Source organism: Roseofilum sp. SBFL, assembly GCF_017746885.1.
Classification (GTDB): Bacteria; Cyanobacteriota; Cyanobacteriia; order Cyanobacteriales; family Desertifilaceae; genus Roseofilum.
Genome location: NZ_JAGHZH010000016.1, coordinates 1 through 12,621, shown reverse-complemented (window position 1 = coordinate 12,621; position 12,621 = coordinate 1). Strand labels below are relative to the sequence as shown.

11 protein-coding genes and 1 CRISPR repeat array are annotated in these 12,621 nt (G+C 41.4%); of the genes, 10 read left to right on the top strand and 1 reads right to left on the bottom strand.

All coding sequences use genetic code 11. The features are described from left to right. Window positions 1–23 precede the first annotated feature (23 nt). Entirely contained in the window at window positions 24–890 is an 867-nt protein-coding gene (locus J7545_RS01215) for a helix-turn-helix transcriptional regulator (RefSeq protein WP_318701795.1), read from the bottom strand. Between the two features lie 84 nt (window positions 891–974). On the opposite strand from J7545_RS01215, the gene J7545_RS01210 reads away from it, so the two are divergent. The 10 genes from J7545_RS01210 (at window position 975) to cas2 (ending at window position 11,981) form a co-directional block, all read left to right on the top strand. Beyond that, window positions 975–1,163, top strand: a complete 189-nt coding sequence (locus J7545_RS01210; RefSeq protein WP_318701796.1) for a hypothetical protein — start codon at window positions 975–977, stop codon at window positions 1,161–1,163. Between the two features lie 54 nt (window positions 1,164–1,217). Next, window positions 1,218–4,382, top strand: a complete 3,165-nt coding sequence (cas10d, locus tag J7545_RS01205; RefSeq protein WP_318719014.1) for a type I-D CRISPR-associated protein Cas10d/Csc3 — start codon at window positions 1,218–1,220, stop codon at window positions 4,380–4,382. A gap of 42 nt (window positions 4,383–4,424) precedes the next feature. After that, the gene (gene cas7d, locus J7545_RS01200; protein ID WP_318701798.1) at window positions 4,425–5,516 is read left to right on the top strand and encodes a type I-D CRISPR-associated protein Cas7/Csc2; all 1,092 of its coding nucleotides are present in this window, start codon (window positions 4,425–4,427) and stop codon (window positions 5,514–5,516) included. Between the two features lie 7 nt (window positions 5,517–5,523). After that, on the top strand, window positions 5,524–6,288 hold the full coding sequence (cas5d, locus tag J7545_RS01195; protein WP_318701799.1) for a type I-D CRISPR-associated protein Cas5/Csc1: 765 nt from the start codon (window positions 5,524–5,526) through the stop codon (window positions 6,286–6,288). After that, window positions 6,285–8,381: a type I-D CRISPR-associated helicase Cas3' gene (cas3, locus tag J7545_RS01190; protein ID WP_318719013.1), complete on the top strand. Its 2,097-nt coding sequence runs from the start codon at window positions 6,285–6,287 to the stop codon at window positions 8,379–8,381. Before cas5d ends, cas3 begins: the two co-directional genes overlap by 4 nt. An 89-nt stretch (window positions 8,382–8,470) precedes the next feature. Then, window positions 8,471–9,076 carry a hypothetical protein gene (locus J7545_RS01185; RefSeq protein ID WP_318701801.1) on the top strand — a complete coding sequence of 202 codons (606 nt, stop codon included), beginning with the start codon at window positions 8,471–8,473 and terminating at the stop codon, window positions 9,074–9,076. Between the two features lie 19 nt (window positions 9,077–9,095). Beyond that, window positions 9,096–9,917, top strand: coding sequence for a CRISPR-associated endoribonuclease Cas6 (gene cas6, locus J7545_RS01180; protein WP_318701802.1), 822 nt, complete (start codon window positions 9,096–9,098; stop codon window positions 9,915–9,917). A gap of 53 nt (window positions 9,918–9,970) precedes the next feature. Beyond that, on the top strand, window positions 9,971–10,558 hold the full coding sequence (cas4, locus tag J7545_RS01175; protein ID WP_318701803.1) for a CRISPR-associated protein Cas4: 588 nt from the start codon (window positions 9,971–9,973) through the stop codon (window positions 10,556–10,558). A gap of 140 nt (window positions 10,559–10,698) precedes the next feature. Beyond that, on the top strand, window positions 10,699–11,700 hold the full coding sequence (gene cas1d / locus J7545_RS01170) for a type I-D CRISPR-associated endonuclease Cas1d (protein WP_318701804.1): 1,002 nt from the start codon (window positions 10,699–10,701) through the stop codon (window positions 11,698–11,700). An 8-nt stretch (window positions 11,701–11,708) separates the two neighbouring features. Beyond that, window positions 11,709–11,981: a CRISPR-associated endonuclease Cas2 gene (cas2, locus tag J7545_RS01165; protein WP_318701805.1), complete on the top strand. Its 273-nt coding sequence runs from the start codon at window positions 11,709–11,711 to the stop codon at window positions 11,979–11,981. 228 nt (window positions 11,982–12,209) lie between these two features. Then, window positions 12,210–12,613: a CRISPR direct-repeat array (repeat unit 38 nt; unit sequence GTTGAAACCAACATAAATCCCTATGAGGGATTGAAACT). Window positions 12,614–12,621: the final 8 nt, after the last annotated feature.

Below are 12,621 nucleotides of genomic sequence, written 5' to 3'. Positions count from 1 at the left end.
CGCCTTTTCGATCGCGCCTATCCCTACTCCCGTTCTGGCATCTCCATCCCATATCGCTGACATTGCTTTCGCAGTTCGTCGATATAGCGATCGCGCAATTTCTGCGGTGCGATAATCTCACAGTCTTCACCATAGCGCCGCACTTCCCGCAATAACCAGAAGGGATTGGATACTTGCCGCACAACCTGTCTTACCTCTCCAATAGTTAGATCTTGGATTTCATCTCCTTTGGGTTCATAGGCTCTGACCATTCCCCTGTAAAAGTGCAAGTACACTTCTAGGGTTTGCAAACCTTCCGGCTGCCAATATCCTGGAGTATCTTCAATAGACTGAATACGATTGAAACGCAAACAACGATTGTGGATCAGTTCGGGGAACTCTGTATTGATCAGATCTTCGGTCTCATCGCACCAAATCTCCAGGTAGGAGCGCTTTTCATGAAAGGAGACTTGAGCATGTCGCACAGTAAAGATGAGCCTGCTGTTTTGAGCATTTTCGTACCACAGGCGAAAGGGTTGTTGGCGATCGATATAGCGATCGACCCGAATACGCCATGCTTGACTCAGTTGTTTGTCTAGTTGCTCAAAGGATTGTCTTAGGGGTGGGGTTAGATTTCCATGTTTGAGCAACAGATCCAGAATTGTCCGAGCTTCTCCAATGTAGCCCTCATCATCAAGGAGATTGAGCGCTTGACGCAATGCCTGGACTTGACTGCTGTTGAGGGTAAAGAGCTTTTGGGTTTCTGGTGCTTGTTCGGCGATCGCCACCAGTAAACCGGAGATACTGGGTTTGCTTCCCCAGAGAATTTCCAGACGAGCTGCGATCGCCTCCAGCTTTGCCTTCGTTCCTGGCGGGATTGACAGTGTAATCGTTTCTTTTTTCCGAGCCATCTAAATTTATATTTGCACTTTTGTGATTTTTATGCCATACTGCTAATTGTAATTGAAAATATCCCGAACTTGAGGGAAAGAGCAATGAAGGCAACGCTAGGAGAACGTCTCTTGCATCTAATGTCTGACGGCAACTGGCACTCCACCGAAGAACTGGTAGAGAAAATCAGCCATCGATTTTCAGCCACCATGCATACCTTGAAGAAACGCGGGTATCAGTTCGATAAGCGTCATGTGGAAAAGAATCAGTACGAATATCGGCTAATCCAGTAGGAAAAAGGCTCTTCCAGTAGCTTGTACAATAGTTAGTGTGATAACCAATAAGTGATGAATATGAGACAATTAGAACTAGAAAAGACTATTCAAGATTACATAGATATCGTTATTCCAGCTATGTATCACAAAAATTATCATCTGCTCCTGGCGAAAGGAGGGCCAGATTATCCCCATTTAGCTGAACAATCAATGCTCGGACATATTCTTAATGGAGCTTTTGGTTTATTTGAGATTCTTAAGTTTATTGAATCTGAAAAAATATGCTGTTACGGCTTAAATCATTCAAGTATTCGTAAAGCTCTAGCTTTGTATAGTATTCACGATATCCATAAGTTTAACGACTTTCAAAAAATCGGCAATTCCGAATTTTCGATTCCTCTAGAAAGACTAGAGAAAGAATATGAAAATCTTAATTTAGTTGATTTTGCTGGTGAAGTAGACGCACATTTGATGCGATCTGGAAATGTTAGTAAAAGAAGTACACATCATGGAGATTTATTGCTTTCAAATGATGAGAATGGTAACTTGCTTTGGATTTTAGTCAGAATTGCTGATACTATTGCATCGGTTACATCACCATCTGACTTGGTTTTTTCATTAGAAAACTATTTGAAAGATTTGGCTCCAGAATTTAGGACAAAATACAAACTTTATAGTCACGAATTAAAAGATATTAGAGGAGTCTTGACAAATTCAATACATACTGCTGTAAAAAATCATTTATGTCAAGAACTAGGTTTTCAAGATATAGCCTATTTTTCAACAGGAACCTTATATATTGGAGAAAAAAAGATCGATGTTTTTTACAGGAAAAATTTAATAAAGAAAGTAGTTTTTGATGTTTTAAATAGTTTACAACCCTCACCAGAAATAGTTAAGTCAGCAGCGAAAGAAGGACTACGAGAAAAACAGTATGACTTTCAAGATTATGTTTATACATTTTCAACAATTAAAAATCTACTACAAATCATTTTGGAAACAACCCAAAATGTATCCAAGCCTGATGCTAAAACCATTATCCAAGACATTGAAGATATTTCAAAAAGATCCCCTCAAGGGTGGCTAGATTCTTTTGAACCAAGGTTTGATGTGTCTCTTGATGAATCAAAAGATTTTAACCAACGATGGTTTTTAGTTAGACGCTATTTGCTTTATGTCGATGGGATTATGAAAGGAATAGCACCAGATTTAGAACGAGTAAATTGGTTTTGTGACACTTTTAAAGTTCCATCAGAAATAAAATCAAATCTTCAGGAAGACCGAAAATTATTTTCTAGTGGTGGATCCGGTAAATACATTATAGTTCCAGGCTACTATTTTCTTAGAGGAATAGACTTTGATAAAAGGTTGGCTGAATCATTAGATTATGCTACTGTCATACAGCTTCTTCACGATCGCACTCTAAGTGCTTTTGAAAAAATTGACACTAAGCCAGGAAAGCAAGCTATTGTCGATAAACTTGGTTTTCAACCCGATTTGGTAAATTATATTGACGAACAAGTAAATTTATCCTTTAGCTCCCAAATTAAGGTTAATGAAGATGGGCTAGATGTTTATGCGTTTTCCAAGAAAAAGGGACATTCAAAGGTTATATGCTCTATTTGCAATCGTCAAAGTCAATATACAAAACCATTAAGAACTGGCATTTTAGGAGATTCTGGTCGAGTTTTTTCAAATAGGGTTTTGCCAGCTAAGAAAGTACCTAATGATTTACGTCCTTGGTGTCCTATTTGTCATTTAGAATTTATTATGCGTAAATTGATAGGTTTAGCTTTACCAAGCGGTAGCGGTGCTGATTACAATAGTTCTCGTCGTATTCATCTGTATGTATTGCCGACATTTTCCTTTACACCAGAATATGCAAAATTCTTGGATCGGATGTTACGTCCACTACGAGAAATTACTGCTTTACCAATACGAGACTATGGAGAATCAGCACCGGGTTTTCCTAGAATATGGTTGGAGCAAAGCAAACTTGATTCAGACTGGATCGATAGAGCGATCGATGTTTTCAATCGCGAAGCAGAACGAATTGCTCAAAAAAAGGGATATGTGGGCGAACGACTATTAATGGCAAAAAGCACTCTAGAATTTAAGGGTGAAGATGATGAAAACAATGACAGCATTCAAGAAAAAACAAAATTAAAGCTTCAACCAAACTATTATTTAATTCCTTGGGAACATTCCGTAGGAGAAAGAGATGAAAATCCTCCCACTCGCACTGAAGCATGGGCAAAAGCAACATTCGCTGCAACAGTAATTTTTAGTCTTACTAGCAGTCGGGTTTATGTTACCGAACTTCCTTACTTACCTGTTGCTAATCCTAACGAACTGAAAGCGACTATCACCCTAGACTCACCCCCTGCAATTATTGCCAAATTACTCGGAAATGAACAAGATCCTAAATTAGCAAGTCGAGCGGATACAGTCAGTTTGTATGGAACAGAGTCAGGACACAAAAATGGTTTAGAACGTGCTTTAGATTTATGTGCAGCTTTGTGGATGATTACCAGTTGCGTACATCGTCCTAAGTCTCAAAGCAAAGATAAGCAAATTGCTGAACGATTAGGAGATGTGGTAGTTAATCAATTAGCAGGAGCGCATTTTTACAAAGAATATGGTCGTTTGAATGAGGATAAATCTCCGTTTCCTGTTCTGACAAAATCTTGTGAAATTTTACTAGAATATTTCGGAGGTGAACTTATGAATTTAGTCACAAAAATTGCTGAAAAATCATTAGAAATTCGTTTACCATATCGTGATTATGGACGAGGAAAAGCACATAACTATGAGTTAGTTTTTCGGGAAGTTGTAGATGCAATGCGTTCTGCTTTTCGTTTAATTCCTGAATTGCGTCAAATGGCTTTAACTGGGGCGAAACCTTCCCCACAGGCAATTACTGAATTGAAGCAACAAGCTTCGGGAACTGTGCTTAAAGCGATGGAACGACGACAAACAACTAAACGTGGCGATGGCTTTATTAATCCTTATCGTAATGATTTAGGAAAATTGGTAAGCGAATTGATCGATCTGGTGGTTGATGAAGTATTTCTGAGTAGAGCAGATAGTTCATTTGCTGAATTTTTGAAGCTCGAAAACAGTCTGGCTGATGGAATTTACTATTACACAGATAGACATATCAACGAAAAACGGGAAGAATACAAGGCGACTAAGCAGAAAGACAAAAATAATCCCGATATCGCAGAAATTGTTTAAGCCATTGTCCAGAATTCACAAATTTTACTAGGAGACAGACCCATGACTAACAACAATATTGCACAAATTGATTCTTTACAAGAGTATTCCAAATCCTTTGTCAGCAGCATTCCGAAAACACCAATGGGTAAATATGCAAGTATTATCATGCTGCGAGAAACAAAATCCTATGCAATTTTCACAACTGAAGGAGGACAACAACAAGATATTGAACGCACTCAAGCAGGATTAACGCATTCTGATCCTATGGATCGACTGGTGATGTTTAAACGGAAACAGGTTGCACCAGAACGACGGACGGGAAAAGCTTTGATGCGGCAATATGGAGTGTTTCCTTATGCAATGATTAATGACCGCGTAGTATATGGAGAAGAAGCCAAAAAGAAAGACAAGACTAAACGCAAAGATGACTGTTACCTTACAGCAGGATTATGCGGGCATTGTACTGATTGCATGACCTATGGTTACGCTGCAATTGAAGGAGAAGGTTCCCGCAGAAGTCGCGTGATGACTGACTCTTGCTTCAGCGTTCGTCCCTACGCTTTGATCCAAAAAGGCTTAAAATTTAATGTCATTGATGAAAAAAAACAAACTTCTAGCACAATCACAGAATATGATTACACTTCTCCTCAAGTCTTTCTTCCTGCGGTTGTCACAACTGTAGATTTAACAATGGATGAGTTTGTGTACATTCTGATTAACCTGATGCGGACAACTCGTTATGGGAAAGAGTCATCGCGACAGGGGTTTATGCGTAACCATATTCTGGCCGTTGCTTTTTCCGATATGGAATTATTTTCAAATTTAGAGTTCAGTCAATGTTTTTATGACGCTTTTGAAAGCGACACCAATATTGACTTACTCAAAGTATTTCTGTCCAAGAAAAATTTTGATGAACACGCTCCAGCAGTTATTCAAAATCTTACAGAAGATTTTAACGGTCGCTTGCAAATTGTCACCAATAGTGACTATTTGGCAAAGTTTGGCAACAGTCAACCGACTAATTGGACAGATGGTCTTGATGTAATACTGAGTCAAACCCGCAATTTAAGTAAAGATGAATCATCTCTGACAGAATTTCTGCGCCAACTGAATACTCAGTCTGTCACTTTCGCTCGTTCAATTAGTAAGTAGTAGAAATATGGATATTTACCGAGTAAAATTAGAGGCAATGGATTATATTTTCTTCGCCACTACTGAGCGAGGAAAAGTTTATGAAACGGGAGCATATATCCATAATTATGCGTTGTCTTATGCTATGGGATTAGCAAGGTCGTCCTATTTTCATCAACGCCAAGAACCAGAATATCAACAAGACTTAGAACCTCTCAATCAATTGGGAATTTACTTAACCCCTGCACGACCATTAGAAATCTCCTATCGCCTAATTCAATGGAATACAATTCAGGAAGCTTATGGTTTCCCGAAAAAAGAACGCAATATTGGTTATCCTGACTGGGGTTTTGCTCGTGTAATTAGGCCAGGTAGCACTTTTGAGTTTTATGTGGCGATCGCCGAGCCAACTCCTCTTGAGAAGTTTCCTAATCTTGATAATTTCTTAACCAATAAAGGTTACATTCGTTTAGGAAAATTTATGGGTAAAGCGTGTCTGAAATTTCAAAAAGCTGCAAAAGTTGAAGAAAAACAGGGTAATTTTGATGCTCGAATTACTAAAGAGCGAGGTCGTATAGAACCGTTATTACTCAATTGGCGGGATATTTCAATCGATCCAGTTGTCTGTGATATTTACCCATCAACACTACCAACTCGCCTGATTGCCAATCCTAGATATGAGAATAGTAAGCACTATTTAGTTGAATTTGCAGAAGAGGATAAAATAGTGCTTCCTGGTAATATGAGTTTTATTGCGCGATCGCTAACCCCTAAAAAAGGCAGAAAGAAATGATTAATGTTAATATTTTACCGGTTGCATTAGACCAAGTAAAAACTGATGAATGGTTAGCAGGTAAGCATCCATACCACTATCAGTGGAATGCTTACAAGTTAATATCTGAAGCATTCAAATCAAACCAAACATTATGTTTATTTCTGATTACTCCCACAGGTAGCGGAAAAACATTAACATCTTATGCTTACAGCATGAACACGGGAAAACCAATGTTTGGCGTTTATCCTACGAATGAGCTATTAGCAGATCAGGAAAGAACTCTAATCGAGGAATATGAAAAATTTGGTAGTAATAGAGTCATCCGAGTAGATAGCAAGGCACTCGATCAATGGCAAATCGATCTAGAACTAAAACGTCATAGTCAGACGCTGGAAACTCTGTTAAATTACAAACCAGTTTTACTAACTAATCCAGACATTTTATTTTATGTTGTGTTTGGACTATATCCTAAAATTCACAGCTTACGGCAAAGACTTTGGGAATTGGTGGGTAGTTACCGTTTGTTTGCCTTTGATGAATTTCATCTCTACAATGTCAAACAACAAGCAGATACAGCATATTTTGTTGGAGCTTCAAATGCAATTAATTCTAATGTTGGACGAGTGTTCATTTTTGCTTCAGCAACTCCCAACTTAGAAATGGTAAATTTGCTTCGCGACAAATTAGGGTTGTGGGTAGAAGTCGTTGAGTCTCATCCATCAGATAGTTCTAACGCTAGAATTATCGCTCATCCCGTCAATCTGAAATTAGTCCCTGCCGAATTAAGTCGTTGGCAAGGATTACAAGCATTAGATGAATCATTTGACCAAATTGAATCGTTTCACAAACAATATTCTGATGCTCGTTACGTTGCAATTTTTGATTCGGTAGCAGCAGCTATTGGTGCAGCCAAACGTTTTAGAAATGCCTTTGATTTTGACTTGGTTGGAGAAGTTCATGGTTTAAGTTCTACTACGATGCGTCAGGAAGCATTAGTTAAAAAAGTGACTGTCGGCACATCAACTATAGAAGTAGGAGTGGATTTTAAAAATAAATTTGAAAAAGATTTTCTAACTTTAGAGGCTCGAACTAGCAGTCAATTTATTCAACGATTTGGACGTATTGCTAGGCATCATAAATCATTATCTATTCCTAATGAAGTTTTGGCATTAGTCCCTAGATATGTCTATAGTTTTTTAGCTGAAAAAAACCAATTTAATACTACTCTTACACGAGATAAGTTGCGAGAACTCATTGAAGAAGCTTATCGTAAACCTCAAGATTTTAAAGGTTACTTAGCTAAACACGCTTGTATAGAAATGATTGAAGCGACTAACTTAGTATTAGGAATGTTTCAACCAGATACTCAACCTCGAATTAAAGAAGAAATCACTAAAGTTATTGAGAACTTAACGGGAAAAAATTACTCTGAAGCACAAACAGAGCGAAGCAAATACGAAGATGAATTTATTTTGAAGCCATTGCTAACATTTCGAGGTAATGGTTTTGAAGCAGCAATCATTGACAATCGACATGAAGATATAGGTTTTCCTGTCAAGCGATATAATTTAATTTTTCTATTACGTCGTGGTATTTTTCAAGAATTAGAAGAAAAAACTTTTATGGCAACTTTAGACAATATTGAAACAGAAAAATCAGAGTGGTCTTATGATGTAGAAAGAGAAAAGCTATTTGCCAAACTTATTAAATCATCACCACAAGAATTACTTGGCGTTTATAGTTTTTTCAAGTTAACTGGATTAATAGATGATAGTGAAAAAACCAGACAAGTATGGTTTGAAATTCCAGAAGAAAATATTACTGGAAAAGTTGGCAAGGTTACTACCTTCAAAGATTTAGAAATCAAAACTAATCCCCGAATACCAACGCGGTTACTTCAACGAACCATAAATCGGAAAAACTTTGTCGCATGGATAATAGATAGTCATCCACAAGCTATTAAGTTAGGTCGTGCATTACCACCTTTATTTGAGATTTATGAATTAAAAATTATTCAACCAGGGGGTAGACCGAGGTCTCAATCATGGAGTATTGCTTTTAATCAAGATGCTTTCTTTTTAGATAGCTTATATTGGAATCTAAAAAAATGAAATATTAATATGCTAGTCTACAAATCTTGATTAAAATTCATACAAAACACAAAAATACACTTGTATTTTCTAAGGCATGTATATAAAAAATGAAAATCCTAGATCCCAATCAATCTTACACTTTTAGCCAGATCGTTGACCTAAACATTGACCCCCAAGATTTAGCAGAAGAATTTGGTTATTCTTTAGAAAGATTGCGCCTAGATCTCCGGCAATACTCAGGAGAACTGAATCTTCTGGAACAAACGCGATCGCGCATTGAGCGAGTTCTACCCCATGTCAGCTTAATCACCGAAACCTCCCGTCGGGAAGTCCTGATTTCCCACATAGTTTTAGACTTGGTTGAGTATACCCAAGCGTCGTTACGCATTGAATATCCGTTAAAAGTTGACCCACTGCAAGGGATTCTAGATTATTTGCTGAGAACCGAAAGTCAGTTATTAGTCATTGAAGCGAAAAAAGAAGATTTAACCTATGGTTTCACGCAACTGGTGGCGGAAATGATTGCCCTCGATCGCTGGGAAAAGACACCCAACCAGCCGATCTTGATCGGTGCGGTTACAACGGGATTCATCTGGAAGTTTGGGCGCTTAGATCGAGAGCAAAAATACTTCCAGGAAGGGTTAGACAGTTATCGCGTTCTGGAAGATATAGAACCGCTCTTACGCATCCTCATTCACACCCTCATCCCCTAATTTTTAATTTTTAATTGACATGCCCTACAGCCTTGTTCTCAACCTTGTTCCCCTCTCCCCCATTCCCCTCGGATACCTGAGCGGACGGCATCTGCACGCCCTCTTTCTCAACCTTGTTAGCTCCGTCGATCGCACCCTTGGCGATCGCCTCCACAACTCCCAAGCCGACAAAGCCTTCACCCTCTCCCCCCTGCAAACCCGTCGCCACTTCAAAACCCTATGCTGCGAACATCAACACGCCATCCCTGCTGAAACTGCCTGCTGGTGGCGGATCTCCCTGCTCGATGACGCGCTCTTCGGAGAACTCACCCAACTGTGGCTCCATCTCAACCCCGATAAACCTTGGCATTTAGGCCCTGCGGATCTGACAATTACCAGTATCCTCGCCTCTCCCCAGTCTACCCATCCCTGGGCAAACTCCTGTCCTTATGCCCAACTCTATGACGAAGCCTCAGAGCGCGATCGCACCTTTCGCTTCTGCCTCGCCACGCCTACCGCTTTCCGCCAAGGCAAATATGATACCGCACTGCCCAGTGGCGATCGCGTATTTGCCAGTCTGCGCCAACGGTGGAATAAATATAGCGGTATTGAGATTCCCGAACTGGCTCTAGACACCGTATTTCCTAGTTTTTTCAGTCTTGAAACGGCGATCGTTGCCGATAAACGCAGTAAATTTATCGGCTCTATCGGCGAAATTACCTTCCGACTTCTCGGCGATGCCACCCCTACCACCCTCAAACACCTCAACACCCTCGCTAACTATGCCCTCTACTGCGGAATTGGACGCAAAACCACCATGGGAATGGGCATGGCAAGACGGATCGCTCGGGTGGGGGGATAGGGGGATGGGGGAATGGGGGAGAGCCAATTACCAATTACCAATTACCCATTACCATGAACACCGAAATTCCCATTTCTGCACTCAATCAATACGCCTATTGTCCCCATCGATGTTGGCGCATGTTTTGTACTGGAGAATTTGAAGATAATGCCTACACCATTGAAGGGACAACCATTCACGATCGCGTCCACACCCTCAGTCAAGAAATGCGCGATGACACCTGGCAAGTTCGATCCATTTGGCTCAGATCGGAACAGTACAACCTGATTGGCAAATCGGATTTAATTGAAGCCCAAAATGGACAACTTTATCCCGTTGAGTATAAGCGCGGGAAACTTGGAGACCATGAAAACGATGCCCTGCAAGTCTGCGCTCAAGCACTCTGCCTCGAAGAAATGACCGGCACTCCAGTCACTCAAGGCTTCGTCTATTATGCCCAATCTCACCAACGACATCCCATTCGTATTGATGAGAAATTGCGGCAAGGGGCGATCGCCACCATCCAAGCCATTCAAACTCTCTTTTCAGGAGACCATATACCCCCACCCAAATACAGTCCCAAATGCCGTGGATGTAGCCTCTACGCCGCCTGTTTGCCCCAAGCAGTCAAAAAACTCAAAACCTATCAAGAAGCCAGCTAATAGGGCATAGGGAATAGGCAAACCCCCCCTGTGTCCCCCCAAGGGGGGAAGGCAAGAGGCGATCCCCCTATCTCCCTATCCCCCTATCTCCCCATCTCTATCTCATCTCAAACCAACATAAATAACACGGAGAAACAACCATGGGAACCCTTTATGTCACCCAAGAAAACGCCTTCATCGGGAAAGTAGATGAACGCATTCATGTCAAAGTTGAAAAACAAAAAATTGCCGACGTTCCTCTGATTAAAGTTGACGGAGTAGTGGCTTTTGGAGCAGTCAACTTTTCCCCTGACCTAGCTGAAGAATTACTCAACCGTCGCATTCCCTTTTCCTTGGTCACCTCTACTGGAAGATATCGAGGAACTCTAGAACCGGAACTGAGGAAAAATATCTTTCTGCGCCAACATCAATGGGCGGCTGATGGCAATACCCCCCAAGCCATTCACCTGGTGCAAGCCTTTGTGCGGGGAAAACTGAAAAACTACCGCACTACTTTACAGCGCAGAGGGCGACGGGCGGGCATCGATCTGAGCGAAGAGATCGAACAGTTGAAACGTATTATAGGGGCGATCGCCACCACCGACAGCATCAACTCCCTCCGCGGACTCGAAGGAGCCGGAAGTGCCGCCTACTTCCGGTGCTTCCAGCAACTCATCCAAAACCCAGACTTCACCTTCACCACCCGCAACCGTCGTCCTCCCACCGACCCCGTAAACTCCCTACTCAGCCTCGGTTACGCCCTCCTGCGCCACGACATTCAAAGCGCCGTCAACATCGTCGGCTTCGACCCCTACCTCGGCTATCTCCACGTCAAACACTACGGTCGTCCCGCTCTAGCCCTCGACCTCATGGAAGAATTTCGCCCCCTAGTCGTCGATAGCATGGTTCTCGAAGCCCTCAACCGAGAAGTTCTCAGTCCCAGCGACTTCACCCAACAACCCATCAGCAAAGAAACCGCCCTCACCCGCGAAGCCCTGAAAACATTCCTCAGCCTGTATAAAGACAAAAAACAAGCCTCCTTCAAGCATCCCGTCATGAAAACCAAATGCACCTACCAAGAAGCCTTTGAAATTCAAGCCCGTCTTCTGGGCAAATACCTCATGGGCGAAACCGAACAATATCCTCCCCTAGTCCTGCAATAACCCCACCCATGTTCATTGTCATCAGCTACGACATCCCGGAAGACAAGCGCCGCACTCGCATCCACAAGATTCTCAAATCCTACGGACAATGGATGCAATATTCGGTCTTCGAGTGCGATCTCAATGCAACTCAGTACGCCAAACTGCGCCAGCGACTAAGCAAAGTCATTAAACCCGACACCGATAGTATTCGGTTCTACTTCCTCTGCGGTTGTTGCCAAGGTAAAGTAGAACGCATCGGCGGCGAACAACCCCGCGACGAGTCCATCTTTTTCGCCTAAAATCCGACGCTAGGGGGGTGTGGAAATCGCCCTTGAGTGCAAAATCGCTGTATCGCTCACCCAGTTTGCCTTACAGCGATTTTTCGTTTCAAGGTAGCGTCGGACGAGACAGGGCAAGGGTTTCAGCGATTTCCACTTGCATTTTGACCACTAGAGATCTATCATTAGAGGTGTCTGTCGGAAATGTACCTTGAAAACCTAATATAGTAAGGGTCTCAGAAGTCAGCGGTTGAAACCAACATAAATCCCTATGAGGGATTGAAACGGTCTTTTGGCGGCAAGCGCTACTCATTGACTATTGTTGAAACCAACATAAATCCCTATGAGGGATTGAAACTATCCTTATCCTGAGAATGGCCAAAATTTTAATCACTTGCGTTGAAACCAACATAAATCCCTATGAGGGATTGAAACTTATTGAAAGGTTAAAGCTTCGTGAGGCTAAGAATTGTTGAAACCAACATAAATCCCTATGAGGGATTGAAACTGATTATTATTGATGAAGCATCTAACTATTTTCCTGTTGAAACCAACATAAATCCCTATGAGGGATTGAAACTCCCTCCTCCCATTGATAGGAAATCTTTGATTACTGTTGAAACCAACATAAATCCCTATGAGGGATTGAAACCGATTGTGG

Bases quoted from the DNA above. Each gene is read 5' to 3' on its own strand.
- cas4 (WP_318701803.1), top strand. From the start codon at position 9,971: ATGAACACCGAAATTCCCATTTCTGCACTCAATCAATACGCCTATTGT.
- cas3 (WP_318719013.1), top strand. From the start codon at position 6,285: ATGATTAATGTTAATATTTTACCGGTTGCATTAGACCAAGTAAAAACT.
- cas5d (WP_318701799.1), top strand. From the start codon at position 5,524: ATGGATATTTACCGAGTAAAATTAGAGGCAATGGATTATATTTTCTTC.
- J7545_RS01210 (WP_318701796.1), top strand. From the start codon at position 975: ATGAAGGCAACGCTAGGAGAACGTCTCTTGCATCTAATGTCTGACGGC.
- cas6 (WP_318701802.1), top strand. From the start codon at position 9,096: ATGCCCTACAGCCTTGTTCTCAACCTTGTTCCCCTCTCCCCCATTCCC.
- cas10d (WP_318719014.1), top strand. From the start codon at position 1,218: ATGAATATGAGACAATTAGAACTAGAAAAGACTATTCAAGATTACATA.
- cas7d (WP_318701798.1), top strand. From the start codon at position 4,425: ATGACTAACAACAATATTGCACAAATTGATTCTTTACAAGAGTATTCC.
- cas1d (WP_318701804.1), top strand. From the start codon at position 10,699: ATGGGAACCCTTTATGTCACCCAAGAAAACGCCTTCATCGGGAAAGTA.
- J7545_RS01215 (WP_318701795.1), bottom strand. From the start codon at position 890: ATGGCTCGGAAAAAAGAAACGATTACACTGTCAATCCCGCCAGGAACG.
- J7545_RS01185 (WP_318701801.1), top strand. From the start codon at position 8,471: ATGAAAATCCTAGATCCCAATCAATCTTACACTTTTAGCCAGATCGTT.
- cas2 (WP_318701805.1), top strand. From the start codon at position 11,709: ATGTTCATTGTCATCAGCTACGACATCCCGGAAGACAAGCGCCGCACT.